Below are 24,521 nucleotides of genomic sequence, written 5' to 3'. Positions count from 1 at the left end.
TCTCTTAATGATCGTCGTGAGCGGCACGCGCGCGTGCGGCGCGCCACTCGGGCGCCAGCACCGACCAGACTTCGAGATCGTGCCGTACGCCACCATAGGGGTGGGCCTCGCGGCGCACACCGTCGCGGGTCATGCCGAGGCGCCGGGCCACGTTCAGGCTCGGCTGGTTGCCCGAGGCGGCGACCCACTCGATCCGGTGGATGCCGCGCTCCTCGACCGCCCAGTCGATGAGGACGCGCATCGCCCGGGTGACCAGACCACGCCCGGTCCCGGCGGGCTCCAGCCAGCAGCCGACCTCGCAGTTGCCGCTCGCGGCGTCGAAGTTCAGGAACAGCACGCCGCCCACGAGCTTGCCGTTCAGCCACAGCCCGTGCAGCGAGCGGGTGTCGGCGGCGCGCATGTCGGCGTACCGCTGGAGCATGGCCCGCGCGGACTCCACGTCCGTCTCCTGCGACCCGAAGTTGATGAACCGCCCGATGAACTCCCTGCCCCGCTCCAGGTGCGCGAAGAACTCCTCCGCGTGCCAGGGCTCGAGGGGCCGCAGTTCGGCGCCGTCGTCACCCAGGGATATCGCGTACATCCCGCTGCCGCTCCTCCTCCGCCAGGACGTCCGCCACCTCGGCGTCCGTCGCGGCGGCCAGCCTCTCATGGGCGGCCCGGGCCTCGGGCGGTTCGATGCTGATCCGCGGCAGGCACTTGTCCAGCCGGCGGGGCAGCCACCAGTTGGCGCCGCCGAGCAGGTGCATCAGGGCGGGGACGAGGAGCGTGCGCAGGACGAAGGCGTCCAGGGCGACGGCGGCGGCCAGGGCGATGCCGAACATGGCGATCACGCGGTCGCCGCTGAGGACGAAGGCGAGGAAGACGGAGATCATGATGACGGCCGCCGAGTTGATCACCCGGCTGGTCTCGGCGAGGCCGATCCGGACGGCACGCCGGTTGTCGCCGGTCTCCAGCCACTCCTCGTACATCCGGCTCACCAGGAAGACCTGGTAGTCCATGGACAGGCCGAAGAGCACCGACACCATGATCACGGGCAGGAAGGGCTCTATGGGCCCCGCGCTGCCGAGGCCGAGCAGTTCGCTGCCCCAGCCCCACTGGAACATCGCGACGACCACTCCGAAAGCGGAGGCCACGGCGGCGACGTTCATCGCGGCGGCCTTCAGCGGGATGCCGATCGACCGGAAGGCGAGCAGGAGCAGCAGACAGCCCAGGCCGATCACGACCCCGATGAAGACGGGCAGCTTGGAGACGATGACGTCGGCGAAGTCGTCGTAGCCGGCCGTCATGCCGCCGACCTGCGTGTCGAGCGAGGTGCCCGCCTCGGCACGGGGCAGCACCTTCTCGCGCAGCCGGTCGACGAGGTCGCTGGTCTGCTTCGACTGCGGCGAGGACTCCGGTACGACGGTCAGGTACGCGCTGTGGCCGCCGGAGCCGAACGTCACCGGCGTCACCGAGGCGACGCCCTCGGTGGCCCGGAGCGTGCCGTCGAGGTTGTCCAGGGCGAGCTTGTCGTCGGCTCCGTCGACCTTCGTGACGAGGGTGAGCGGGCCGTTGACGCCGGGGCCGAAGCCGTCGGCGAGGAGGTCGTAGGCCTGGCGGGTGGTGGACGTCTTGGGGTCGTTGCCCTGGTCGGAGGTGCCCAGGTGCAGGGAGAACGTGGGCAGCGCGAGGACGGCCATGACCACCAGCGCGACCGCCCCGAGCACCTTGGGGTGGCGCTCCACGAACGCCGACCAGCGGGCGGCGAAGCCCGTGGGCAGCTCGGGTTCGGGCCCGTGCTCCGCCAGGCGGCGGCGCTCGCGGCGGCTGAGCGCCCGCATGCCGATGAGGGACAGCAGGGCGGGCAGCAGGGTCACGGAGGCCGCGACGGTGAGGATCACGGTCAGGCTGGCGGCTATGGCGACGCCGTTGAGGAAGCTCAGCCGCAGGATCAGCATGCCCAGCAGGGCGATGCAAACGGTGGCACCCGCGAAGACGACCGCCCGTCCCGTGGTCGCGACGGCGTTGGTGGCAGCCTCGGTCACGGACAGCCCGCGTTTCAGCCCGCGCCGGTGTCTCGTCACGACGAACAGCGCGTAGTCGATGCCGACGCCGAGCCCGATCAGCATGCCGAGCATGGGGGCGAAGTCGGCGACGGTCATGACGTGCCCGAGCAGCACGATCCCGGCGTAGGCGGTGCCGACGCCGACCAGGGCGGTGGCGATGGGCAGCAGGGACGCGGCGAGCGAGCCGAAGGCGAGGAACAGCACGACCGCGGCGACGACCACGCCGATGACCTCGGCGAGGTGTCCCCCGGAGGACTCGGTGAGCGCGACGGCGCTGCCGCCCAGCTCCACCTGGAGCCCGTCGGTCTGAGCGCTCTTCGCGGTGTCGACGACGGCCTGCGCCTCGGACCGGTTGATGTCCTGCGCCTGGTCGTCGAAGGTGACCGTGGCGTACGCCGTACGGCCGTCCGCGCTGACGCGTCCCGCCCCCGGCCCGTCGTAGGGGCTGGTCACGGAGGCCACGCCGGGCAGGTTCTCGACGCGTTGCAGGGCACGGGTCATCGTCTGTTCGACGTCGGCGGCGCGGACGCTGCCGGACGTCGTGTGCCACACGACGGTGTCGCTGTCGCCGCCGAGCTGCGGGAAGTCCTCGTGCAGCAGCTGGCTGGCGCGGCCCGACTCGGTGCCGGGGACCTGGTAGTCGTTCGAGTACGCGGAGCCGGCGACCGCGGCGCCCGCGGCGACCCCCGCGAAGGCGAGGAGCCAGAGCAGAACGGTGACCAGACGGCGTCGGACACACCAGCGTGCGAGGGCTGCCACGAAACGTGCTCCCAGGGTGACTTTTGTGGATCTTTGACCGGGAGCAGTCGTCCATGAACTGAACAGCCCGCAAAGAACGCATGAGCAATGCGAAGCCACTCTTACAGGCACACGAGATCATTTGTCGCTTTCGTGGCCTTATTCACAACAGGGAGAGACAGCTCACAAGACAACCAGGTGAACTCTGTCGCCCTCAGTCGAACTGGTCCCCCAGCGCCATCACCATCGCGCCCGCGATCAGCAGCCACAGCGCCCGCCGCGTGCGTCCCCGGGAGCCCAGCACGGCGGCGCCCGCGCAGACGGCCGCTCCGCCGGCGTACGCCGCCGGGACGAGCGCCGGTGCGGAGCGGGTGAGGCGGAGCAGTGCCGCGGCCAGCCCCGCGAGGGCCAGGACGGCGCCGGTGCCGGCGGCCGTCCAGCGGGCCCGCCGCGCGCCCTCCGCCGGATCGTCGGCGTCGTCCGGCTCGTCGTCCGCCTCGTCCGGTACGGCATCCGGCTCGTCCGGTACGGCATCCGGCTCGTCCGGCGCGGCATCCGGCTCGGTGTCCTGCGCGGCGGCTGCCTCCGGGTCCGTTATCTCAGGATCGGTGTCGGAATCAGCGCGTCCACTCATGGCCGAGACGGTAGCGCGTCGGGCGGGAAAACCGAGTGCGGGGCCGACGGGCCGGCTGTTAGCGTCCGCTGGTCCGAGGTACGCCCGCGGCACCCCGCCGCCCACCCGAAGCAGGTGCATTGTTTGACGGTCCGGCCGAGCTCCGACGCATCCCCCTTTTTCCTCAAGGACTCAAGGAGCCCGTTCACCGATGTCGGACATCACTTCCCGCACCTCGAACGACCCCCTCACTGACCGCGTCAGCCACCCCCGCTACCCGCGCAGCAACCGCTACGACGCCCGCTGGACCATCGAGAACCAGATGGGCCCGCACGCGCTGTGGCTGCTGGAGTGGCTGGCCCCGGCCCTGGGGCTCGACACCCTGAGCCCCGGCTCACGCGTGCTCGACCTGGGCTGCGGCCGCGCCATGACGTCCGTCTTCCTCGCCAGGGAGTACGACCTCCAGGTCACCGCCGCCGACCTGTGGGTCAAGCCCGGCGGGAACGCGGCCCGGATCGCCGAGGCCGGCGTCGCGGACCGTGTCCTGCCCGTGTTCGCCGAGGCGCACGACCTGCCGTTCGGCGACGGCGGCTTCGACGCGATCGTCTCCATCGACGCGTACCAGTACTTCGGCACCGACGACCTGTATCTGCCCAGGCTGACCCGGCTGCTGAAGCCGGGCGGGCGGATCGGGGTCGTCGTACCGGCGCTGCGCGAGGAGATCGACGGCGTCGAGCCGCCGGAGCACCTCAAGCCGTACTGGGAGCCGGATTTCTGGTGCTTCCACTCGGTCGCCTGGTGGCGGCGCCAGTGGACCCGCAGCGGGACCGTGGAGGTCGAGACGGCCGACTGGCTGGACGACGGCTGGCGCGACTGGCTGCGCTGGTGCGAGGTCGTGGCCGAGGAGCACACGGACGAGTGGCACGTCCGGATGGCCGGACAGTGCGCCGAGATGCTGCGCCTCGACCAGGGCCGCACGCTGGGCTTCGTCCGGGTCGTGGGGCGTCGCCCGTAGATGACTGAGAGGGGGGATGCACCGGGTTCGGCGCATCCCCCCTCTGCCGGGTCCGCGGACGGGCTCAGCCCTCGCTGACGCCCAGCTTCTGAAGGATCAGTTCCTTGACGCGGGCCGCGTCGGCCTGGCCCCTGGTCGCCTTCATGACCGCGCCGACCAGCGCGCCGGCCGCGGCCACCTTGCCGCCGCGGATCTTGTCCGCGATGGCCGGGTTGCCGGCGATGGCCTCGTCGACGGCGGCGGTGAGCGCGCCCTCGTCGGAGACGACCTTCAGACCGCGCTTGTCGACGACCTCGTCCGGGGTGCCTTCGCCCGCGAGGACGCCTTCGATGACCTGACGGGCCAGCTTGTCGTTCAGGTCACCCTTCGCGACCAGCTCGGTGACCCGGGCGACCTGCTGCGGCGTGATCGCCAGCTCGTCCAGGGCCTTGCCCGACTCGTTGGCGCTGCGGGCCAGCTCGCCCATCCACCACTTGCGGGCGGAGGCGGCGTCGGCCCCGGCCTCGATGGTGGCGACGATGGGCTCCAGCGCACCGGCGTTGAGGATCGCCTGCATGTCGGTGGCCGAGACGCCCCACTCCTCGCGGAGCCGGTTGCGGCGGACCAGCGGCAGCTCGGGCAGCGCGGCCCGCAGCTCCTCGACCCACTCGCGGGACGGGGCCACCGGGACGAGGTCGGGCTCCGGGAAGTACCGGTAGTCCTCGGCCTCCTCCTTCACGCGGCCCGAGGTCGTCGACCCCGTGTCCTCGTGGAAGTGCCGGGTCTCCTGGACGATCGTCCCGCCGCCGCTCAGCACGGCCGCGTGCCGCTGGATCTCGAAGCGGGCCGCGCGCTCCACGGACCTGAGCGAGTTGACGTTCTTCGTCTCGGACCGCGTGCCGAACTTCTCGGTGCCGTTCGGGCGCAGCGACAGGTTCACGTCGCAGCGCATCTGGCCCATCTCCATACGGGCCTCGGAGACGCCGAGCGCCCTGATGACCTCGCGCAGCTCACGGACGTACGCCTTCGCCACCTCGGGGGCACGCTCGCCCGCGCCGACGATCGGCTTGGTGACGATCTCGATGAGCGGGATGCCGGCGCGGTTGTAGTCCAGGAGCGAGTGCGAGGCGCCGTGGATACGGCCCGTCGCGCCGCCCACGTGGGTGGACTTGCCGGTGTCCTCCTCCATGTGGGCGCGCTCGATCTCCACGCGGAAGGTCTCGCCGTCCTCCAGCTGCACGTCGAGGTAGCCGTTGAAGGCGATCGGCTCGTCGTACTGGGAGGTCTGGAAGTTCTTCGGCATGTCCGGATAGAAGTAGTTCTTCCGGGCGAAGCGGCACCACTCGGCGATCTCGCAGTTCAGCGCGAGGCCGATCTTGATCGCGGACTCGACGCCGGTCGCGTTGACGACCGGGAGCGCGCCGGGCAGGCCGAGGCAGACGGGGCAGGTCTGCGCGTTGGCGTCCTGCCCGAGGGCGGTCGAACAGCCGCAGAACATCTTGGTCTTGGTGCCGAGTTCGACATGGACCTCGAGGCCCATGACGGGGTCGTAGGAGGCGAGTGCTTCCTCGTACGACACCAGGTCTGTCGTGGTGGTCACGGTGAAACTTCCCTCTCAGCCCAGCAGGACGTCGTCGTCGCCCAGCCGCTTCAGCTCGCGGTAGAGAATGGCCAGGTTGGTGACGACCGCGGCACCGGTCACGACGGCGTCGAGCAGCCGCAGCGTGTCGTTGTCTCCGCGGGCCTTCTTGATCTGCTTGTAGACGCCGACGGCGCCGAAGGCCGACGTGGCCATCGAGATGTACAGACCGGACTTGGAGCTCTTGAAGCCCTTGGCCTTGGACAGTGCGCTCACAGCGACGGAGCCTCCTCGATCAGCGGGTGGCCCCACTTTTCCACGAAGGCGGCCTCGACGGCGGCGCCGACCTTGTAGAGGCGGTCGTCCTTCATGACCGGGGCGATGATCTGCAGTCCGACCGGGAGGTTGTCCTCCGGGGCGAGGCCGCACGGCAGCGACATGGCCGCGTTGCCCGCCAGGTTGGTCGGGATGGTGCACAGGTCGGCGAGGTACATCGCCATCGGGTCGTCGGCGCGCTCGCCGATCGGGAAGGCGGTGGTCGGGGTCGTCGGGGAGACGATCACGTCGACCTGCTCGAACGCCTTGTCGAAGTCCTGCTTGATGAGCGTGCGGACCTTCTGCGCGCTGCCGTAGTACGCGTCGTAGTAGCCGGAGCTCAGCGCGTACGTGCCGAGCATGATGCGGCGCTTGACCTCGGGGCCGAAGCCGGCCTCGCGGGTCAGGGAGGTGACCTCCTCGGCGGAGTGCGTGCCGTCGTCGCCGGCCCGCAGGCCGTAGCGCAGGCCGTCGAAGCGGGCGAGGTTGGAGGAGCACTCGGACGGCGCGATCAGGTAGTACGCCGACAGCGCCAGGTCGAAGGACGGGCAGTCCAGCTCGACGATCTCGGCGCCCAGTTCCTTCAGCAGCGCGACGGACTCGTCGAACCGCTGGATGACACCGGCCTGGTAGCCCTCGCCGCGGAACTGCTGGACGACGCCGACGCGCATGCCCTCGACGCTGCCGTTGCGAGCGGCCTCGACGACCGGCGGGACCGGGGCGTCGATCGAGGTGGAGTCCATCGGGTCGTGGCCGGCGATCACCTCGTGCAGCAGGGCCGCGTCCAGGACCGTGCGGGCGCAGGGACCGCCCTGGTCGAGGGAGGAGGAGAAGGCGACCATGCCGTACCGCGACACCCCGCCGTACGTCGGCTTCACGCCGACCGTGCCGGTGACGGCGGCGGGCTGGCGGATGGAACCGCCGGTGTCGGTGCCGATGGCGAGCGGGGCCTGGAAGGAGGCGAGCGCGGCGGAGGAACCGCCGCCGGAGCCGCCGGGGATCCTGGTCAGGTCCCAGGGGTTGCCGGTCGGGCCGTAGGCGCTGTTCTCGGTGGAGGACCCCATGGCGAACTCGTCCATGTTGGTTTTGCCGAGGATCACCACGTCGGCGGCCTTCAGCCGCTTGGTGACGGTCGCGTCGTACGGCGGGATCCAGCCTTCGAGGATCTTCGAACCGACCGTGGTCGGGATCCCCTCGGTGGTGAAGATGTCCTTGAGCGCCAGGGGAACGCCGGCCAGCGGACCGAGCTTCTCCCCCTTGGCCCGCTTCTCGTCGACGGCACGGGCCTGGGCTAGCGCGCCCTCGCGGTCGACGTGCAGGAAGGCGTGCACCTTCTCGTCGACGGCCTCGATCCGGGCCAGGTGGGCCTCGGTGACCTCGACGGCCGTGAGCTCGCCGGAAGCGATCTTCGCGGCGGTCTCGGCGGCCGTGAGCTTGATGATGGGGCTGTCCGTCATGGCGGGTTACTCCTCCCCCAGGATCTGCGGCACCTTGAAACGCTGCTGCTCCTGGGCCGGGGCTCCGGAGAGCGCCTGCTCGGGGGTGAGCGAGGGACGGACCTCGTCCGGGCGCATGACGTTCGTCAGCGGGAGCGGGTGCGAGGTCGGCGGTACGTCTTGGTCGGCGACCTCGCTGACGCGGGCCACCGCGCCGATGATGTCGTCCAGCTGTCCCGCGAAGTGGTCGAGCTCTTCGGGCTTCAGCTCCAGACGCGCCAGCCGGGCGAGGTGGGCGACCTCCTCGCGCGTGATGCCAGGCATGCAGCGATCCTCTGGGGTGAGTGAATGTGGTTTGGCGTAATCCTATGGGGCGGGGGGCCGTGCCCGTGAAACGGTTTGCCGCGCCGGTCAGTGACGGCGGTTCCCCCAGACCTCGGGGGTGACCTCGCCGAGGGCGAAACGACACCTGCGAACCGCCGGCTGAGGCTGGGGCGCACTCAGACCGCGAAGAGCAGTCCGGCGCTGATCAGGACGACGACCGCGGTGGCGAAGTGGATCCCGAAGGCCACCGCCTTCGTACCGCCGTGGCGCAGCACGATCAGCGTGTCCCCGAGCGGCACGAGTGCCACGCCGAGCATGAACCAGGCCTCGGCCCGGGCCCCCGCGAAGGCGAGCAGCGCCAGACCGACGAGCCCGAAGGTGCCGTCCCGCAGGCCCTTGATCGTCAGATAGGGGCCGGCATCGCCCCCGGGGTCGGCCGGAACGCCGTAACCGGCGGCGGAAGAGGCGGGCTGGAACAGGAACCGGTAGCCGAGGAACAGGCAGAACAGGTTGAGCACGACGGCCAGGGTGTACGCGGTGACGGTCACGTCTCTCCTCGTTTTCTAGCAGCGCTAGGGACAAGAGCGAAGCTAGCAGAGCGCTGACAGGAACGCTAGCGGTGCTAGACTTTCGGTATGACGATCCAGACGCGCCGGGAGCGCGAACGAGCGGAACGCGAGCGGCTGATCGTGACGGCCGCACGGGAACTGGCGGAGGCGGAAGGCTGGGACGCGGTGACCACGCGTCGACTGGCCGAGGAGATCGAGTACAGCCAGCCGGTCCTCTACAGCCACTTCAAGGGCAAGGGCGCGATCATGGCCGCGGTGGCGGTACAGGGCTGCGCGGACCTGGCAGACGAGCTTCGGGCGGCGCGCACGGCGGCCGGGAGCGCCCGCGAGGCGCTGGCGGCGGTGGGCGGAGCGTACACCGCCTTCGCCCGGCGGCGGCCCGCGCTCTACGACGCGATCTTCACGCTCCCCGTGGACCTGCCGTTCGCCACACCCGAGGCGCCGGCGGCCTTGCAGGACGCCTTCGGCGAACTACTGCAGGCCGTCGAGCCGATCGCGGCCGAGGGCGAGGACACGGGGCTGCTGACGGAGACGTACTGGGCGGGGCTGCACGGGCTGGTGACCCTGATGCGCAGCGGCCGGCTGCCCGAGGAGGCGCACGAGCGACGACTGGCGCTGCTGATCGGCCACTTCGTGCCTCAGGGCATGGACTGAGCGCTCCTGTGGGAGGAGTGGAGCGGCGGAGTACCGCGCGCCACGAACCGCTGCCGCCGTTCCGCGCCGCACGGACGGGAGGCCCGACCGCCGGGCGGCCACCGGCGGAAGAGGTTCACCCCTCGCCCGAACCGCGGGGCCGGGCGAGCGGGACGGAGAGAGGAAGGGTCACTCGTCGGCCGTCGCCGCGGGCAGCGCGGCGCGCGGCCGCTGCCACCCCCGGGGCCCCCGCGCCCGCAACCACGCCGTGGTCTCCTCCGGGGGCATCGCCGCCGCGACCAGCCAGCCCTGGACGGCGTCGCAGCCGAGGTCGCGCAGGCGCTCCCAGGTCTCGTCGTCCTCGACGCCCTCGGCGACGACGAGCAGGCCGAGGGAGTGCGCGAGGTCGACCGTGCAGCGCACGATCTCCGCGTCCTCGGTGTCGACGGCGAGCCGGGCGACGAACGAGCGGTCGATCTTCAGTTCGCTGACCGGGAGCTTGCGCAGGTGCACCAGCGACGAGTAGCCCGTGCCGAAGTCGTCCAGGGACATCTTCACGCCGTGCCCGGTCAGCCCGTTGAGGGTGTCGGCGGCGCGCTGCGGGTCCTCCAGGAGGACGTGTTCCGTTATCTCCAGTTGGAGCGCTCCCGCCGGGACGCCGTGCCGGGCCAGCCGCGCGGCGACCGAGCCGGCGAAGCCGGGGGTGTGGACGTCACGCGGGGAGACGTTGACCGCGACCGGGACGAACAGTCCCTGCGCCCGCCACCGAGCGACCTGGGCGAGCGCGGTCTCCAGGACGTACTCGGTGAGGTGGGGCATCAGGCCGGAGGACTCGGCGATCGCTATGAACTCGTCCGGCGGCACCTTGCCCCGCTCGGGATGCACCCAGCGGACCAGGGCCTCCAGACCCGCGACCTGTCCGTCGAAGCGGACCTTGGGCTGGTAGTGCAGCTCGACCTCGTGGGCGTCCAGCGCTCTGCGGAGGTCTCCCAGCAGACCGAGCCGGTCCGGGGTGTTCGAGTCGCGCTTGGACTCGTAGACCTCCACGCCCGTACGGTCCCGCTTCGCCTGGTACATCGCGACGTCCGCCCGCCGCAGCAGCCCTTCGGCGTCCAGCGCGTGGTCGGGGAAGACGGCGACCCCGGCGCTGGCCTCCAGGACGAGGGTGAGGCCGTCGAGGTCGAGCGGGGAGCTGAGGGCGGCGACCAGGTTGCGGGCGATCCGGGTCGCGGACGTCGTGGAGTCGGCGACCGGCAGTAAGACGGCGAACTCGTCCCCGCCGAGCCGTGCGGCCTCAGCCCCGCGCGGCAGCGCCACCCGCAGCCGGTCGGCGATCTGGAGGAGCAGCCGGTCACCGGCCAGATGACCGAGGGTGTCGTTGACCGACCGGAAACGGTCGAGGTCGATCAGCATCAGGGCGGCGCGCGCGTCGATCCGCTCGGCGTCGTCCAGCGCGGTCCAGATGCGCTCCAGCAGCCACTGACGGTTGGGCAGCCCGGTCAGCGGGTCGCGCAGCTGCTCCTCGGCCCGGGCCCGGGCTATCCAGAGCGTGGAGTCCAGGGCGATGAGGGGGATGGAGAACAGCGGCAGCAGGATCGGCTTGGCCATGGCCACCACGCAGACCAGCGGCGCGATCCCCAGTAGCGCGACCGCGACCAGGCCCTGTCTGACCAGGGCGGTGCGGGCGACGGTGGGCAGGCCGGAGCGCGGGGCGTGCAGATACCACAGCAGGACACGGGTGACCGCCAGGTAGGAGACGGCGACCATGGCCACCTCGGGCGCGGTGTAGAGCGTCCAGCTGTCCGGATCCGAGGGGGACTCGACGGACGGTACGGAGCCGAAGACGCCCAGCACCAGGGCGCCGGCGCCGATGCCGAGGAGGTCGACCGCCCCGTGCAGGATGCCCTGGCGCCAGCGGTTGCGGCGGGCTACGCCGACCAGCACGACGACCGTGAGGCTGACCATGCCGGCCGGTACCCAGCCGTACAGCAGCAGCACGGCGAGGGTGAGGGCGGCGCCCGAGCCGGTGCCGCCCCACCAGCGGGAGCGGCCGAGCATGACGAGGTGGCCGACGATGATGCCGGTCAGCACGGCCAGTGCCCAGCCGGCCGTGCCGGACGGGAAGAGCGCGTGGCCGCCGGTGAAGGCGCGGTAGAAGCCGGCGCCCAGGACGAACCCGGCCGCCGCGACGACCGCCGCGGGCAGCGCGGGCCAGGACAGGTGCCGTTCCGTGTCCGCGTCCTCGCCGGTCAGGCCGGACGTGTGGTCGGTGACCGGCTGTGCGGCGCCACGGCCGTCCGCCGCGGCGCGCCCCCCGGAGCTGCGCCCGTCCGCGGTGTACTGTCCGACGGCGCGCACTTCCGCGCCCGGACGCCCCGCCGGCCGGCCCGTCCCACGGACTGCACGCCATACGACCGCCATGCGGCGCAGACGCAGCCGTGAGCCCGGCACGGCGCTCTCGGTCGGTTCCATTCCCGTCCCTCTCACAGCCGGCGGTGCCCACGCCCCGCGGCCCGGTGCCCGACAACCCTCGGGCGGCCCGCGTTGGAAAACCCTTCCCCGTGCTCCGCGAGCACGAAGATGCCCCGACCGCAGCTGGGCACGGCAGGCGCACATCTCAACAGTAGGCCGCAGAAGGCTTCCACGGGCAGCGGTCGCCGACGGTTGCCCGAATGCGCCCCAGCCACCCGTATGCATCTGGTATGCGCCGATCGGGTGGCCTTCAACCGCTACTCCTCAGCCGAAAGGGCGACTTCGGCCGCCGCGTCCGGCCCTTGTTCCAGAAGGACCCCGAAACCCTCCTCGTTCAGGACCGGGACCTTCAGCTGCATCGCCTTGTCGTATTTCGATCCAGGACTGTCACCCACAATGACGAATGACGTCTTCTTCGAAACCGAGCCGGTCACCTTCGCTCCGCGGCTCTGCAGCGCCTCCTTGGCGCCGTCCCGCGTGAAGTGTTCGAGGGTGCCCGTGACGACGACGGTGAGTCCTTCGAGCGGGCGCGGCCCCTCGTCCTCGCCGCTGCTCTCCTCCTCCATGCGGACGCCGGCGGCCTTCCACTTTCGGATGATCTCGCGGTGCCAGTCCTCGGCGAACCACTGCTTGAGGGAGGCGGCGATGGTCGGGCCGACGCCCTCGGTGGCCGCCAGCTCCTCCTCCGTGGCCTGGTCGATGCGCTCGATCGAGCGGAACTCGCGGGCCAGCGCCTCGGCGGCGACCGGGCCGACGTGACGGATCGACAGGCTGGTGATGATCCGGGCGAGCGGGCGCTGCTTGGCCGCCGCGATGTTCTCCAGCATGGCAAGCGCGTTCTTCCTGGGCTTGCCCTCCTGGTTGGCGAAGATCGTGGCGACCTTCTCCTCGCCGGTCTTCGGGTCGCGCTTGGGCAGACCGCTGTCCGGGTCGAGGACGTACGCCTTGATGGGCAGCAGCTGTTCGACGGTGAGGTCGAACAGGTCGCCCTCGTCCACCAGCGGCGGGTCCTCGGGCTCCAGCGGCTTGGTGAGCGCGGCGGCGGCGACGTAGCCGAAGTGCTCGATGTCCAGCGCCTTGCGGCCCGCCAGGTAGAACAGGCGCTCGCGCAACTGGGCCGGGCAGGTGCGGGCGTTCGGGCAGCGCAGGTCGACGTCGCCCTCCTTCATCGGCCTGAGGGCCGTACCGCACTCGGGACACTCGGCCGGCATCACGAACTCGCGCTCGCTGCCGTCCCGCAGGTCGGCGACGGGCCCGAGGATCTCCGGGATGACGTCACCGGCCTTGCGCAGCACCACCGTGTCACCGATGAGGACGCCCTTGGCCTTGACCACGTCCTGGTTGTGCAGCGTGGCGAACTCGACCTCGGAGCCCGCGACCGTGACCGGCTCGACCTGGGCGTACGGCGTGACGCGGCCCGTGCGGCCCACGCCCACGCGGATGTTGACGAGCTTGGTGTTGACCTCCTCCGGCGCGTACTTGTACGCGATCGCCCAGCGCGGTGCGCGCGAGGTGGAGCCGAGGCGGCCCTGGAGCGGGATCTCGTCGAGCTTGACGACCACGCCGTCGATCTCGTGCTCCACGGAGTGGCGGTTCTCGCCGAAGTAGGCGATGAACTCCCGCACGCCGTCGACGCCGTCGACCACCTTGTTGTGCCGGGAGGTGGGCAGGCCCCAGGTCTTGAGCAGGTCGTAGGCCTGGGAGAGGCGGGTCAGGCCGGTGAAGCCCTCCAGGGCGCCGATGCCGTGGACCACCATGTGCAGCGGGCGGGTGGCCGTGACGCGCGGGTCCTTCTGGCGCAGTGAACCGGCAGCCGCGTTGCGCGGGTTGGCGAAGGGCTTGTCACCGGCCTCGACCAGGCGGGCGTTGAGCTCCTGGAACTTCTCCATCGGGAAGTAGACCTCGCCGCGGATCTCCACGAGGTCGGGGACGGAGTCGCCCTTGAGGCGCTCCGGGATCTCCGCGATCGTCCGGACGTTCGGAGTGATGTCCTCGCCGGTGCGGCCGTCGCCGCGGGTCGCCGCGCGGGTCAGACGGCCGTGCTCGTAGGTGAGGTTCACGGCGAGGCCGTCGACCTTCAGCTCGCACAGGAAGTGGTAGTCCTGCTCGCCCAGTTCCCTCGCGATGCGCTCCGACCAGGCGGCGAGCTCCTCGTCGTTGAAGGTGTTGTCGAGGGAGAGCATGCGCTGGCGGTGCTCGACCGCCGTGAACTCCGTCTCGTACGACCCCGCGACCTTCTGGGTCGGTGAGTCGGGGGTGCGCAGCTCCGGGAACTCCTCCTCCAGTGCCTCCAGGGAACGCAGCAGCTGGTCGAACTCCGCGTCGCTGACGACGGGAGCGTCCTTCACGTAGTAGCGGAAGCGGTGCTCCTCGATCTGCTCCGCGAGGCGCGCGTGCTTCTCCCGTGCCTCGGCGGGCACCGTCGTCGTCTCCGCTTGCTTGTCGCCGGCCACCGTGTCGTCCTCCCGTTACTCTGGGTTGTCCGCGAGGGATCTCGCCGCCCGGACGCAGTGGGCGAGAGCCGTGCGCGCGTACCCTGGGGAGGCCCCCGCGAGTCCGCACGCCGGGGTGACCGTGACCGCCTCCGCGAGAAGCCCCGGTGACAGCCCCAGCCTGCGCCACAGCGTCCTGACACCCATGACGCTACCGGCAGGGTCTGACAATGGGCCCTCCGTGGTCGGGACGACACCGGTGAAGAGCCGGGTGCCGCCCTCCACCGCCTCGCCGATCACCTCGTCGTCACGCTCGGTGAGCAGGGAGAAGTCGAAGGAGACGGCCGCCGCGCCCGCCCGGCGCAGCAGGGCGAACGGGACGTCCGGTGCGCAGGAGTGGACGACGACCGGACCGCCGGCGTGCACCGCGGCGACGTCGCGGAGCGCGCCCTCGACGATCTGCCGGTCGACGGCCCGGTGCGTGCGGTAGCCGCTGGCACTCTTCACCTGGCCGCGCAGGACGGCGGTGAGGGACGGCTCGTCGAGCTGGAGGACGAGCTGCGCGCCGGGGACCCGCCGCTGGACCTCGGCGAGGTGCAGGCCGAGCCCCTCGGCGAGGGAGGCAGCGAGGTCGCGGCAGGCTCCGGGGTCGGAGAGGACGGCCTCGCCGTTCCGCAGCTCCAGGCCGGCGGCGAGGGTCCAGGGCCCGACGGCCTGGACCTTCAGCGGCCCGGCGTACTCCTGCGTGAATTCCTCCAGCGCGTCGAGGTCCTGGCCGAGCCAGGAGCGGGCCCGCTTGGTGTCCCGTCCCGGACGGTCGCCGAGCCGCCAGCCGCTGGGCTCCACGCGCGCGTACAGCTCGACGAGCATGCCGGCGGTCCGCCCGATCATGTCCGCGCCGGGCCCGCGGGCGGGCAGTTCGGGCAGGAAGGGGAAGTCCTCGAAGGTTCCGGTGACGGTTCTGGCGGCTTCCCGGGCGTCGCCCCCGGGCATGGAGCCGACACCTGTTGCGGCACCGAACCTGAACTGGCTGTTTTCGCTCACCGGAGCAGCCTACGCAGCGGCCCGGCCGGTCAGTTCCCCGGTCGTACCGTCAGGTCGTTGACCTCGGCGTCCCTCGGCAGGTCCAGGGCCATCAGGATCGTCGTGGCGACCGACTCGGGGTCGATCCACTTCGAGGCGTCGTACTCCTTGCCCTCCTGCCGGTGGACCTTGGCCTGCATGGGGCTGGCCGTGCGGCCGGGGTAGACCGAGGTGACGCGGACGCCATTGCCGTGCTCCTCGTGGCGGAGCGAGTCGGCGAGGGCCTTCAGACCGTGCTTGGAGGCGGCGTACGCGGACCAGTCGGCGTGGGCGCTCAGGCCGGCGCCGGAGTTGACGAAGACCACGTGGCCCCGGGCGGCGCGCAGCTGGGGCAGGAAGTGGCGGGTCAGCTCGGCCGGGGCGACGAGGTTGACGTTGAGCTGGTGGCGCCAGGTCTTCGGGGTGAGCTCGCCGACCGGGCCGAGGTCGACGACCCCGGCGATGTGCAGCAGCGAGTCCACGCGGTCGGGCAGCGACTGGTGGGAGAAGGCCCAGGAGAGCTTGTCGGGGTCGGCCAGGTCGCCGACGAGGGTCTTCGCCCCGGGGAACTCGGCCGCCAGTTCCTTCGCGCGGCCCGCGTCGCGCGCGTGCAGCACGAGGTCGTCCCCGCGCGCGTGCAGACGGCGGGCCACGGCGGCGCCGATGCCGGAGCCGGCTCCGGTGATCACATGAGTAGCCATGCCCGCCATGCTCGCATCACGCGAGGGTCACGCCGGGCACCAGCCCGGGTTCACGCCACGCCCCGGCTCTCCTCCAGGTACGCCAGCGCCCCCACCGGCTCCTCCGCGAAGAACACCAGGTCGGTGAGCGGGCGGGGCAGGAAGCCCTCGTCCTCCATGCGGCGGAACTGCTCCTTCAGGCCGTCGTAGAAGCCCGCGGTGTTGAGCAGGACCACGGGCTTGTCCGTGTGGCCGTGCTTCTTCAGTTCCAGGATCTCGGTCGCCTCGTCGCGCGTGCCGGTACCGCCAACCATGATCACCACGGCGTCGGCCTTCTCCAGGAGCAGCTTCTTGCGCTCGGCGAGGTCACGGGCGACGACCATCTCGTCGACGCCGGGACGGGCCTTGGCCGACAGGAACTGCACGGAGACGCCGACGAGCCGGCCGCCCGCCTCCTGCACCCCGTCGGCGACCACCTTCATGAGGCCGACGTCCGAGCCGCCCCACACAAGGGTGTGGCCGCCCTTGCCCAGCAGCTTGGCGAACTCCCGCGCGGGACGGGTGTAGCGCTCGTCGAGGTCCATGGCGGACAGGAAGACACAGATGTTCATGCGCCCACCGTACGGGCCCGGTCCGCCGTCATGGTGACCCGCATTTCGGACTGCCGGTGCGGGAGTTGTTGCCAGTCGTCCATGAACCGGGCGTCCGGGCCGTGCTCGGCGGCTGGTTCGGTCAGCGTCGCCGTCCGGCGCAGGATGTGCGGCGAGATGTCGATGCCGTAGTAGTGCCCGGCGTCGAGCTAGTCGATGAACAGGCGCCCGGCGCGCAGGTTGCCGCAGCCGATCTCCAGCGTGCGGTGGTGCGGCCGAAGACCGTGCCCCACCGCCGCCTCCGCGCTGCGCGCCGCGTCCGAGGCCATCACCGCACGGTAGTACGCGATGTGGTCGCGGTATCGCAGCCGCAGCCAGGCGTCCCGCACCGCGCGCCGGGCGCATGAGTGGCCTCCTGCGGGGAGGGAAGAACTCCGCTTCGGCGTGCGCTGTATCCGGGGAGTCGGCTACCCAAGGAGGGCGATCGTGACCACCGGGCATCGCATCACCATCGAGCGGAGCGGCCGGCCCGTGCGCGTCGTGCACGCCGGGCAGGTCCTGGCGGAGAGCGACCGGCCGCTGGTCCTGCGCGAGACGGGTTGTCCCGATCGCTACTACATCCCGGCCGAGGACGTACGCCTGGACCTGCTGACACCGTCCGGCACGCGCACGTACTGCCCGTTCAAGGGCACCGCGTCCTACTGGTCGCTGCCGGACGCCGCGGACCTCGTCTGGGCGTATCCGGAGCCCAGGCCGGACGTCGCGGAGATCAAGGACCACCTGTGCTTCTACGAAGTGGAAGTGATGTGATCGGCTGACGCGCGGCCCGCCTCATCGATGAAATCCGTGCCGTGCGGCAGTCTGCACTGACATGGACAAGAGGATCCTTTCGCGCGACGGCACCCGCATCGCCTACGAGAGCACCGGCCGGGGCCCCGCGGTCGTCCTGGTGAGCGGCGCGATGTCGACAGGCGGCACCCTGGCGCCGCTCGCCGTGTCGCTCTCGGAGCGTTTCCAGGCCGTCGTGTACGACCGCCGGGGCCGCGGTGCCAGCGGGGACACGGCGCCGTACGCCGTGGAGCGCGAGGTCGAGGACCTTGCCGCGGTGATCGAGGCGGTGGGCGGCGAGGCGTTCCTGTACGGCATCTCGTCGGGCGGGGCACTGGCGCTGGAGGCGGCGGCGAGCGGCCTGCCGGTGCGGCGCGTCGCGGTCTACGAGACGCCGTTCGCGATGTCCGAGGAGGGCGCCAGGGAGCGCGCGGAGTACACCGCGCGTCTGACGGAGGCGCTCGGCGAGGGGCGGCGCGGGGACGCGGTCGAGCTGTTCCTGCGGCTCACCGGCCTGGCCGAGGGGGTGATCCAGGGCGCCCGCCAGTCCCCCATGTGGGCCGGCATGGAGACGATCGCCCCGAGCCTCGCCTACGACGACGCCGTCATGCGCGACGGCCGGGTCCCGCGCGCCCGGCTGGCCTCGATCGGCGTCCCCGTCCTGGCGGTCGCGGGCGACGCGAGCCCGGCCTGGCTCCGCGAGGCGGCCCGGGCGATCGCGGACTCCGTCCCCGACGGGTCGTACCGCACGCTCCAGGGCCAGACGCACATGGTGGAGCCGAACGTGCTGGCACCGGTGCTGGTGGAGTTCTTCACGCGGGGCTGAGAGGGACGGCGCTGAGAAGGACTAGGGCCGAGAGGGACGGGCCCGAGAGGGACGGGGCACGCGCGCGTGGAGCCTGTCTCGGGTGCCCCCGGGGTGCCGTCGGGGTCGCCTCGAGCTGCCGTCGGGGTCGCGCGGCGGCGCCGCGGGGGCGGCTCTGGACGTCCGCGGGATCAGATGGGGAACGCGCAGTGTCAGGCGCCGACTCCGCGCAGCGGAAGGCCAGTGATGCCCGCGGTGCCAGGCCCCGGGTTGCCGCAGCGTCGGGCGCCGGGTGGCGATGCGTCGGGTCCCGGGTTGCCGCAGCGTCGGACGTCGGGTTTCGATGCGTCGGGTCCCGGGGGCCGCAGCGTCGGGCCCTGGGCACCGCAGCGTCAGTCCCCGGGTGGCGATGCGTCAGGCCCCGGGCCCCGGGGCACCACAGCGCCAGACCCCGAGTACCGACGCGTCAGACCCCGGCTGCCGACGCGTCAGATCTCGAGTACCAACGCGTCAGCCCCTGGGTCACCAGCGTCAGACGCCCGGTCACCGCAGCGTCAGGCCACGCCCGCCGTCGCTCGCCTGGTCGACGCGATCGTCGCCGAGCCCACCACCCGTGTGCCGTCGTACAGGACGATCGCCTGGCCGGGGGCGACGCCGCGGACCGGCTCCGCGAACGACACCTCCAGCCGGCCGTCGACCAGCTCGGCGGTGACCTCGGTCTCGCCGCCGTGGGCGCGGAGCTGGGCCGTGTAGGTGCCCGGGCCGGTGGGGGCGACGCCGCACCAGCGCGGCTTGATCGCGGTCAGGGCGTTGACGTCCAGCGCGTCGGCCGGGCCGACCGTGACCGTGTTGGTGACCGGGGAGATGTCGAGGACGTAGCGCGGCTTGCCGTCGGGCGCCGGGGTGCCGATGCGCAGGCCCTTGCGCTGGCCGATGGTGAAGCCGTACGCGCCCTCGTGCGTGCCGAGCCGGTTGCCGGACTCGTCGACGATGGCGCCCTCGGACCTGCCGAGCCGGCCCGCCAGGAAGCCCTGGGTGTCGCCGTCGGCGATGAAGCAGATGTCGTGCGAGTCGGGCTTCTTGGCGACGGCCAGGCCCCTGCGCTCGGCCTCGGCGCGGATCTCGTCCTTGGTGGTGACCGTGTCGCCGAGCGGGAACATCGCGTGGGCGAGCTGCCTGTCGTCCAGGACACCGAGGACGTACGACTGGTCCTTTGCCATGTCGGAGGCGCGGTGCAGCTCGCGGGTGCCGTCCTCGTGCACGATCACCTTGGCGTAGTGGCCGGTGCAGACCGCGTCGAAGCCCAGCGCCAGCGCCTTGTCCAGCAGCGCCGCGAACTTAATCTTCTCGTTGCAGCGCAGGCAGGGGTTGGGGGTGCGACCGGCCTCGTACTCGGCGACGAAGTCCTCGACGACGTCCTCACGGAAGCGGTCGGCGAGGTCCCAGACGTAGAAGGGGATGCCGATGACGTCCGCGGCGCGGCGGGCGTCGCGCGAGTCCTCGATGGTGCAACAGCCCCGCGCGCCCGTGCGGAAGGATTGGGGGTTGGCGGAGAGCGCGAGGTGGACGCCGGTCACGTCGTGGCCCGCCTCGGCCGCGCGGGCGGCGGCGACGGCGGAGTCGACTCCGCCGGACATGGCGGCCAGGACGCGGAGGGGACGGGTGCGCTGCGGGGTGTGAGTCATAACCCTTCCAGGGTAAGGGGGCGCGGGAACCAAGGCCGCCGGGTATCCGTTGGCGATCACATGGGACAGCGGAAGGCTTCGAAGGACGGCGACCGGAAGGTCGGCCGTCGCGCGCTGCTGATCGGTGGCACGGTGGCCGCGGCGGGCTCCGCCATGCTGGCCCGGGACGAGCTGGCGCGTCTGTGGTGGCGCGTGCCCGGCGTCGAGAAGCCGCGCAAGCAGGGCGAGGTCGACTACGCGGGCGCGCGCTGGGTGGCCGCGTCCGACGCGAACTGGCGCCGCGCGGACCGGCCCGACGACTACGGCATAGACATGGTCGTCATCCATGTCACCCAGGGCGGCTTCGACAGCGCGGTGAGGGCCTTCCAGGACCCGTCGCACGGAGCGGCGTCCCACTACATCGTCCGCAAGGACGGGCACATCGCCCAGATGATCCGCGAGCTGGACGTGGCGTACCACGCGGGCAACCGCGACTACAACGAGCGCAGTGTCGGCATCGAGCACGCGGGTTTCGTGGACCGTCCGCAGGACTTCACGGACGAGATGTACGAGGCATCGGCCCGCCTCACGGCCCGGATCTGCGCGCGCTACGGCATACCCGTCGACCGCGAGCACATCATCGGCCACGTGGAGGTCCCGGGCACGGACCACACGGACCCGGGGCCGCACTGGGACTGGGACACGTACATGCGGCTGGTGCGCGAGGCGCGTACGGCGCCCGCCTGACCGGTCAGAACAGGACGGCGACGAGCGCGACGGCGGGTGCCAGCCCCTGGCCGAGCGCTCCGCGCCAGAGGCGGCGGAACGACATCGCGAAGAGGACCGCGGACACGATCATGAGCGCGCACAGGTAGCCGACCAGGGCGCGCCCCCGTCCACGCCGAGCGCCGCGCGCCCCAGGTTCGCGCCGGTCCCTTCGCAGTCCCTAAGCCGGTCCCTACGTCAGTCCCGACGCCGGTCCCTACGTCAGCCCCGCCGCCCGCGCCCGCTCAACGGCCGGCCCGATGGCCTTCGCCAGGGCCTCGACATCGGCCTGAGTGGAGGTGTGGCCGAGGGAGAAGCGGAGGGTGCCGCGGGCCAGGTCCGGGTCGGTGCCGGTGGCGAGGAGGACGTGGCTGGGCTGCGCGACGCCGGCCGTGCAGGCGGAGCCGGTGGAGCACTCGATGCCCTGGGCGTCGAGCAGGAGCAGCAGGGAGTCGCCCTCGCAGCCGGGGAAGGTGAAGTGCGCGTTGGCCGGGAGGCGTCCCTCCGGGTCCGGGTCGCCGCCGAGGATCGCGTCGGGCACCGCCGTACGGACCGCGGTGACGAGGGCGTCGCGCAGGGCGCCGATCTCGCGGGCGAACCACTCGCGCTGCTCGGCGGCCAGCCGCCCGGCGACCGCGAAGGAGGCGATGGCGGGCACGTCGAGGGTGCCGGAGCGCACATGCCGTTCCTGGCCGCCGCCGTGCAGGACGGGTACGGGGGTGTGTTCACGGCCGAGGATGAGGGCGCCGATGCCGTACGGGCCGCCGATCTTGTGGCCCGAGACCGTCATCGCGGCGAGGCCGGAGGCGGCGAAGTCGACGGGGATCTGGCCGAAGGCCTGGACGGCGTCGGAGTGCAGGGGGACACCGAACTCGGCGGCGGCGTCGGCGAGTTCGCGGATCGGCAGGATCGTCCCGATCTCGTTGTTGGCCCACATGACGGTGGCGAGGGCCACGTCGTCGGGGTTGCGGGCGATCGCCTCGCGCAGGGCGTCCGGGTGGACGCGGCCGTGGGCGTCGACCGGGAGGTACTCGATGGTGGCGCCCTCGTGTTCGCCGAGCCAGTGCACGGCGTCGAGGACCGCGTGGTGCTCGACGGGGCTGGCGAGGACGCGGGTGCGGGCCGGGTCTGCGTCACGGCGTGACCAGTAAAGGCCCTTGACGGCGAGGTTGTCGGCCTCCGTGCCGCCCGCGGTGAAGACGACCTCGCTGGGGCGGGCGCCGAGGGCTTCGGCGAGGGTCTCGCGGGCCTCCTCGACGGCGCGGCGGGCCTGCCGACCGGATGCGTGGAGGGATGAGGCATTGCCGGTGGCACCCAGGAGGGCGGTGAGCGCCTCTGCCGCCTCCGGGAGCATCGGGGTGGTCGCGGCGTGGTCGAGGTAAGCCATGGTGAGCCCGATTCTACGGCTCCCCCACGACCGTCCTCAGATCAAGGTTGGCCGAACCTGAAGCGAAGTGAACCGCTTTCCCACGCGGCTGCGACCCGTCGTCCCCGGGCCGGCCGCGGCTTGTCGGCAACGGACTGTCCTACGACGGCTCAGAAGCTCCACGAGATCGTGCTGTCGGCCTGCATGAACGCCACCAGGACCACCAGGTCGGCGACGCCGAGGCCCAGCCCCAGGAACGCGCGGCCGCGGCGCTGGGTGCCGCGCCACAGGGCGATGCTCGCCAGCACGATGGCGGTGGGGCCGAGGAAGACGTTCAGCACGAGCAGGCCGAGCAGGCCGAAGACGAAGGACGCGACGGCCATGCCGTCGGTGTCGCGGATACCGGTGCGGCGCGTGGCCGGTGCGGTGAGCTGCATGGTGATCGACTCCCGGTGTCGGGTCGGCGGTGGGGGGCTCGCTTGGCGCGCGGTGATCAGTGGGCCTGTGGGTGGCGCCGGCGGCCGTGGCGCTCGCGGAGCGCGAAGACGCCGAGCCAGACGGCGATGACGACGCCCGCGGCGACGGAGAAGGTGAGCGGCGCGTGGGCCACGGTGCCCAGGACGGCACCCAGCAGCAGGAGTGCGGCGACGATGAACAGCACGGGAAACAACCCCCAGGGTTTCGGTGAACGGTTGTAGTTACACTTGTTCACTGACTTCCCAGTCTAGCGCGCCTCATGACTTTCCAATTCCAGAGAACAGTTGTTAACTGCATGGTATGAGTCACACCCTCGGCGTCCGGCAGGCCCAGAAGCAGAAGACCCGGCAGGCACTCCTGGACGCGGCCCTCGGGCTGCTGGAGGAGCAGAGTCTGAGCAGCCTGGGGCTGCGCGAGGTCACCCGCGCCGTCGGTGTCGCCCCGACGGCCTTCTACCGCCACTTCCGCTCCACGGCGGATCTGGGCGTGGCCCTGGTCGAGGAGGCGCTGGGCAGCCTGCACCCGATGATCCGGACGACGGTGTCCACGACGGGCGACAGCGAGGAGCGCATCACGCGCACCATCGAGCTGATCGCCCGTCATGTCGACGGGTACCCCGCGCATGTCCGGTTCATCGCCCGTGAGCGACATGGCGGAGTCCAGCCGGTACGGGAGGCCATACGGGACCAACTGGCCCGGTTCGCCCAGGAGGTCAAGGACGAACTGGCCAAGGACCCGGTGTCCGCGGGCTGGACCGAGGACGACCTGCTGATGCTCGCGCACCTCTACGTCGACCAGATGCTGATCACCGCGTCGCTCTTCCTGGAGGCGCTGGAGGGGCCGGAACAGGAGCGCGAGGAGCGAACCCGGCGCGTCACGCAGGTGGCGACCCGCCAGATGCGACTGATCGGCCTGGGCCGCCATCACTGGCTGGACTGACTGACCGCACCGGCAGGAACGACAGCAGGGGCGGGCCCGGGCCCGCCCCGCTGGACGGCCGCGTACGACGAGGCCGCGAAGTGCCCGCCCTGGCCGCCCTGTCGGCCTACGCCCGGCAGACCGAGACCGGCACCTGGGACCCGTCCGAGACCGGGGGCCGCCCGCGTGAACTCGACCCGGAACTCGCCGGGTTTTGCGCTGACCGTCACCCAGCGCGGGCTGCCGGACGATCAGCGGGACGAGAACACGCGCGAGCCGCTCAGCCGAGCCTGACCCGGGCGAGCTGGCGGGACTGCGCCACCAGCCGGTCGGCGCTGTCCCACACCTCGGCGTCCTCCTCCAGGAAGCCGCCGGCGAGGTTGCGGGTGGTGATCGACACGCGCAGCGGGCCCGGCGCCGGGCGGCAGCGGACGTGCACGGTCAGCTCGACGGTGGGCACCCAGCCCCTTAGCCCGAGCTCGAAGGCGGTGGGCGGCAGGGCGTCCACCGCCAGCAGCAGGGAGAGCGGGTCGTGGTCACGGCCGTCCGCGAGCCCGAACCAGGCCCGCATCTCGCCCTTGCCGGACGGCTCGCCGAGGGCCCAGCCCAGGGTCGACGGGTCGAGCTTGAGCATCAGCCGGTCGGTGATGGCCGAGCTGCCGGGGATCGGGGCCGGGCCATCCTCCGGGCCGAAGCAGTGCTCCAGCGGCGGGATCGCGGGCGGCCTGGCCGTCGTACGGACGTCGTCGGGCAGCGTGTCCAGGTCGCCGTAGGAGGCGAGGACGCGGATGCGTTCCACCTCGCGGCCGTCGTCGTCGTACTGGAAGAGGGAGGCCTGGCCCGTCGACAGGGTCCGGCCGGTGCGGACGACGTCCGTGCGGACGACCGCCGGGCCGGGCCGTGACGCGGTCAGGTAGTGCGCCGAGATGGTGAAGGGGTCGGCGTGCGGCAGGGTGTCCGCGAGCGCGCGGCCCAGGACGGCCAGCAGATAGCCGCCGTTCACGGCACTGATGATCGTCCAGCCCGCGGAGAGGTCGATGTCGTAGACGCCGGGCGCGCGCCGGGTGAGCGCGGTGTCGCGGTCGAACTCGCTGTCGCCGATCGTGGCCCGGACGGCCGGTGCGGAGGCTGCTTCTGGCATGGCTGAACAGTACAAGAACTAACTACTAAGCGGTAGCTTTGGTCGGTTCCGGCTTGGGTGAGACCTCGGCAATTT

General features: G+C 71.7%; 24 protein-coding genes and 1 pseudogene. 6 read left to right on the top strand and 19 right to left on the bottom strand.

Features of this window, described 5'->3' with window-relative positions:
• Positions 1 to 4 precede the first annotated feature (4 nt).
• From PV963_RS32455 to PV963_RS32445, 3 genes are all read right to left on the bottom strand, one after another.
• Positions 5 to 580, bottom strand: a complete 576-nt coding sequence (locus tag PV963_RS32455) for a GNAT family N-acetyltransferase (RefSeq protein WP_274819874.1) — start codon at positions 578 to 580, stop codon at positions 5 to 7.
• Positions 558 to 2,804 (bottom strand): MMPL family transporter, encoded by a 2,247-nt coding sequence (locus PV963_RS32450; RefSeq protein ID WP_274819872.1) that lies wholly within the window; start codon positions 2,802 to 2,804, stop codon positions 558 to 560. The genes PV963_RS32455 and PV963_RS32450 overlap by 23 nt, the downstream gene beginning before the upstream one ends.
• A gap of 193 nt (positions 2,805 to 2,997) precedes the next feature.
• A complete protein-coding gene (locus tag PV963_RS32445) occupies positions 2,998 to 3,417 on the bottom strand; it encodes a hypothetical protein (protein WP_274819870.1) in 420 nt (139 codons plus the stop codon).
• A gap of 190 nt (positions 3,418 to 3,607) precedes the next feature.
• On the opposite strand from PV963_RS32445, the gene PV963_RS32440 reads away from it, so the two are divergent.
• Positions 3,608 to 4,411 carry an SAM-dependent methyltransferase gene (locus PV963_RS32440; protein ID WP_274819868.1) on the top strand — a complete coding sequence of 268 codons (804 nt, stop codon included), beginning with the start codon at positions 3,608 to 3,610 and terminating at the stop codon, positions 4,409 to 4,411.
• Between the two features lie 64 nt (positions 4,412 to 4,475).
• On the opposite strand, the gene gatB is transcribed toward PV963_RS32440, so the two are convergent.
• From gatB to PV963_RS32415, 5 genes are all read right to left on the bottom strand, one after another.
• Positions 4,476 to 5,990, bottom strand: coding sequence for an Asp-tRNA(Asn)/Glu-tRNA(Gln) amidotransferase subunit GatB (gene gatB, locus PV963_RS32435; RefSeq protein WP_274819866.1), 1,515 nt, complete (start codon positions 5,988 to 5,990; stop codon positions 4,476 to 4,478).
• A 15-nt stretch (positions 5,991 to 6,005) separates the two neighbouring features.
• Positions 6,006 to 6,245 (bottom strand): hypothetical protein, encoded by a 240-nt coding sequence (locus tag PV963_RS32430; protein ID WP_086601598.1) that lies wholly within the window; start codon positions 6,243 to 6,245, stop codon positions 6,006 to 6,008.
• Complete coding sequence (gene gatA / locus PV963_RS32425) at positions 6,242 to 7,741, bottom strand: Asp-tRNA(Asn)/Glu-tRNA(Gln) amidotransferase subunit GatA (protein WP_274819864.1); 1,500 nt, start codon at positions 7,739 to 7,741, stop codon at positions 6,242 to 6,244. Before gatA ends, PV963_RS32430 begins: the two co-directional genes overlap by 4 nt.
• Positions 7,742 to 7,747: 6 nt before the next feature.
• Entirely contained in the window at positions 7,748 to 8,044 is a 297-nt protein-coding gene (gene gatC / locus PV963_RS32420) for an Asp-tRNA(Asn)/Glu-tRNA(Gln) amidotransferase subunit GatC (RefSeq protein ID WP_004925108.1), read from the bottom strand.
• A gap of 176 nt (positions 8,045 to 8,220) precedes the next feature.
• On the bottom strand, positions 8,221 to 8,592 hold the full coding sequence (locus PV963_RS32415; RefSeq protein WP_274819857.1) for a DUF4267 domain-containing protein: 372 nt from the start codon (positions 8,590 to 8,592) through the stop codon (positions 8,221 to 8,223).
• 87 nt (positions 8,593 to 8,679) lie between these two features.
• Here PV963_RS32415 and PV963_RS32410 point away from each other — a divergent pair, with 87 nt between their 5' ends.
• Positions 8,680 to 9,267, top strand: coding sequence for a TetR/AcrR family transcriptional regulator (locus tag PV963_RS32410; protein WP_150483176.1), 588 nt, complete (start codon positions 8,680 to 8,682; stop codon positions 9,265 to 9,267).
• A gap of 168 nt (positions 9,268 to 9,435) precedes the next feature.
• Here the strand turns inward: PV963_RS32410 and PV963_RS32405 are convergent, their stop codons facing one another.
• The 6 genes and pseudogenes from PV963_RS32405 to PV963_RS32380 form a co-directional block, all read right to left on the bottom strand.
• Positions 9,436 to 11,718 carry a putative bifunctional diguanylate cyclase/phosphodiesterase gene (locus PV963_RS32405; RefSeq protein ID WP_274819854.1) on the bottom strand — a complete coding sequence of 761 codons (2,283 nt, stop codon included), beginning with the start codon at positions 11,716 to 11,718 and terminating at the stop codon, positions 9,436 to 9,438.
• 257 nt (positions 11,719 to 11,975) lie between these two features.
• Positions 11,976 to 14,171, bottom strand: a complete 2,196-nt coding sequence (ligA, locus tag PV963_RS32400; protein ID WP_274819852.1) for an NAD-dependent DNA ligase LigA — start codon at positions 14,169 to 14,171, stop codon at positions 11,976 to 11,978.
• Between the two features lie 15 nt (positions 14,172 to 14,186).
• Positions 14,187 to 15,194 carry a methionine synthase gene (locus PV963_RS32395; protein ID WP_274819851.1) on the bottom strand — a complete coding sequence of 336 codons (1,008 nt, stop codon included), beginning with the start codon at positions 15,192 to 15,194 and terminating at the stop codon, positions 14,187 to 14,189.
• Positions 15,195 to 15,223: 29 nt separating this feature from the next.
• Positions 15,224 to 15,922 (bottom strand): SDR family oxidoreductase, encoded by a 699-nt coding sequence (locus PV963_RS32390; RefSeq protein ID WP_274819850.1) that lies wholly within the window; start codon positions 15,920 to 15,922, stop codon positions 15,224 to 15,226.
• A gap of 41 nt (positions 15,923 to 15,963) precedes the next feature.
• Positions 15,964 to 16,503 carry a TIGR00730 family Rossman fold protein gene (locus PV963_RS32385; RefSeq protein ID WP_274819849.1) on the bottom strand — a complete coding sequence of 180 codons (540 nt, stop codon included), beginning with the start codon at positions 16,501 to 16,503 and terminating at the stop codon, positions 15,964 to 15,966.
• Positions 16,500 to 16,937, bottom strand: a pseudogene (locus PV963_RS32380) (hypothetical protein). The gene PV963_RS32385 and the pseudogene PV963_RS32380 overlap by 4 nt, the downstream one beginning before the upstream one ends.
• Before the next feature lie 31 nt (positions 16,938 to 16,968).
• Here PV963_RS32380 and PV963_RS32375 point away from each other — a divergent pair.
• Together PV963_RS32375 and PV963_RS32370 are read left to right on the top strand one after the other, a co-directional pair.
• On the top strand, positions 16,969 to 17,292 hold the full coding sequence (locus PV963_RS32375; RefSeq protein WP_274819848.1) for a DUF427 domain-containing protein: 324 nt from the start codon (positions 16,969 to 16,971) through the stop codon (positions 17,290 to 17,292).
• Between the two features lie 61 nt (positions 17,293 to 17,353).
• On the top strand, positions 17,354 to 18,136 hold the full coding sequence (locus PV963_RS32370; RefSeq protein ID WP_274819847.1) for an alpha/beta fold hydrolase: 783 nt from the start codon (positions 17,354 to 17,356) through the stop codon (positions 18,134 to 18,136).
• A gap of 533 nt (positions 18,137 to 18,669) precedes the next feature.
• Here the strand turns inward: PV963_RS32370 and mnmA are convergent.
• A complete protein-coding gene (gene mnmA / locus PV963_RS32365) occupies positions 18,670 to 19,800 on the bottom strand; it encodes a tRNA 2-thiouridine(34) synthase MnmA (RefSeq protein WP_274819845.1) in 1,131 nt (376 codons plus the stop codon).
• 60 nt (positions 19,801 to 19,860) lie between these two features.
• On the opposite strand from mnmA, the gene PV963_RS32360 reads away from it, so the two are divergent.
• Positions 19,861 to 20,526, top strand: coding sequence for an N-acetylmuramoyl-L-alanine amidase (locus PV963_RS32360; RefSeq protein ID WP_274819844.1), 666 nt, complete (start codon positions 19,861 to 19,863; stop codon positions 20,524 to 20,526).
• Positions 20,527 to 20,761: 235 nt separating this feature from the next.
• Here the strand turns inward: PV963_RS32360 and PV963_RS32355 are convergent, their stop codons facing one another.
• From PV963_RS32355 to PV963_RS32345, 3 genes are all read right to left on the bottom strand, one after another.
• Positions 20,762 to 21,931 (bottom strand): cysteine desulfurase family protein, encoded by a 1,170-nt coding sequence (locus PV963_RS32355; RefSeq protein ID WP_274819842.1) that lies wholly within the window; start codon positions 21,929 to 21,931, stop codon positions 20,762 to 20,764.
• Between the two features lie 149 nt (positions 21,932 to 22,080).
• The gene (locus PV963_RS32350) at positions 22,081 to 22,347 is read right to left on the bottom strand and encodes a DUF4190 domain-containing protein (RefSeq protein ID WP_274819840.1); all 267 of its coding nucleotides are present in this window, start codon (positions 22,345 to 22,347) and stop codon (positions 22,081 to 22,083) included.
• Between the two features lie 56 nt (positions 22,348 to 22,403).
• Positions 22,404 to 22,571, bottom strand: coding sequence for a hypothetical protein (locus PV963_RS32345; RefSeq protein WP_274819839.1), 168 nt, complete (start codon positions 22,569 to 22,571; stop codon positions 22,404 to 22,406).
• A 116-nt stretch (positions 22,572 to 22,687) separates the two neighbouring features.
• Here PV963_RS32345 and PV963_RS32340 point away from each other — a divergent pair, with 116 nt between their 5' ends.
• The gene (locus tag PV963_RS32340; RefSeq protein WP_274819837.1) at positions 22,688 to 23,326 is read left to right on the top strand and encodes a TetR family transcriptional regulator; all 639 of its coding nucleotides are present in this window, start codon (positions 22,688 to 22,690) and stop codon (positions 23,324 to 23,326) included.
• Positions 23,327 to 23,585: 259 nt separating this feature from the next.
• Here the strand turns inward: PV963_RS32340 and PV963_RS32335 are convergent, their stop codons facing one another.
• A complete protein-coding gene (locus PV963_RS32335) occupies positions 23,586 to 24,446 on the bottom strand; it encodes a thioesterase family protein (RefSeq protein ID WP_274819835.1) in 861 nt (286 codons plus the stop codon).
• Between the last annotated feature and the right edge of the window lie 75 nt (positions 24,447 to 24,521).

This window comes from Streptomyces coeruleorubidus (genome assembly GCF_028885415.1).
Lineage (GTDB): Bacteria > Actinomycetota > Actinomycetes > Streptomycetales > Streptomycetaceae > Streptomyces > Streptomyces coeruleorubidus_A.
The sequence above is the reverse complement of the archived record's forward strand: the minus strand, read 5'-3'. Positions and strand labels throughout refer to the sequence as shown.

Excerpts from the sequence above, each read along its gene's own strand:
- PV963_RS32385 (WP_274819849.1), bottom strand. The coding sequence starts at position 16,503 with ATGAACATCTGTGTCTTCCTGTCCGCCATGGACCTCGACGAGCGCTAC.
- PV963_RS32360 (WP_274819844.1), top strand. The coding sequence starts at position 19,861 with ATGGGACAGCGGAAGGCTTCGAAGGACGGCGACCGGAAGGTCGGCCGT.
- PV963_RS32355 (WP_274819842.1), bottom strand. The coding sequence starts at position 21,931 with ATGGCTTACCTCGACCACGCCGCGACCACCCCGATGCTCCCGGAGGCG.
- PV963_RS32340 (WP_274819837.1), top strand. The coding sequence starts at position 22,688 with ATGAGTCACACCCTCGGCGTCCGGCAGGCCCAGAAGCAGAAGACCCGG.
- PV963_RS32350 (WP_274819840.1), bottom strand. The coding sequence starts at position 22,347 with ATGCAGCTCACCGCACCGGCCACGCGCCGCACCGGTATCCGCGACACC.
- PV963_RS32390 (WP_274819850.1), bottom strand. The coding sequence starts at position 15,922 with ATGGCGGGCATGGCTACTCATGTGATCACCGGAGCCGGCTCCGGCATC.
- gatA (WP_274819864.1), bottom strand. The coding sequence starts at position 7,741 with ATGACGGACAGCCCCATCATCAAGCTCACGGCCGCCGAGACCGCCGCG.
- PV963_RS32455 (WP_274819874.1), bottom strand. The coding sequence starts at position 580 with ATGTACGCGATATCCCTGGGTGACGACGGCGCCGAACTGCGGCCCCTC.
- PV963_RS32440 (WP_274819868.1), top strand. The coding sequence starts at position 3,608 with ATGTCGGACATCACTTCCCGCACCTCGAACGACCCCCTCACTGACCGC.
- PV963_RS32445 (WP_274819870.1), bottom strand. The coding sequence starts at position 3,417 with ATGAGTGGACGCGCTGATTCCGACACCGATCCTGAGATAACGGACCCG.
- gatC (WP_004925108.1), bottom strand. The coding sequence starts at position 8,044 with ATGCCTGGCATCACGCGCGAGGAGGTCGCCCACCTCGCCCGGCTGGCG.
- PV963_RS32335 (WP_274819835.1), bottom strand. The coding sequence starts at position 24,446 with ATGCCAGAAGCAGCCTCCGCACCGGCCGTCCGGGCCACGATCGGCGAC.
- PV963_RS32405 (WP_274819854.1), bottom strand. The coding sequence starts at position 11,718 with ATGGAACCGACCGAGAGCGCCGTGCCGGGCTCACGGCTGCGTCTGCGC.
- PV963_RS32370 (WP_274819847.1), top strand. The coding sequence starts at position 17,354 with ATGGACAAGAGGATCCTTTCGCGCGACGGCACCCGCATCGCCTACGAG.
- mnmA (WP_274819845.1), bottom strand. The coding sequence starts at position 19,800 with ATGACTCACACCCCGCAGCGCACCCGTCCCCTCCGCGTCCTGGCCGCC.
- PV963_RS32410 (WP_150483176.1), top strand. The coding sequence starts at position 8,680 with ATGACGATCCAGACGCGCCGGGAGCGCGAACGAGCGGAACGCGAGCGG.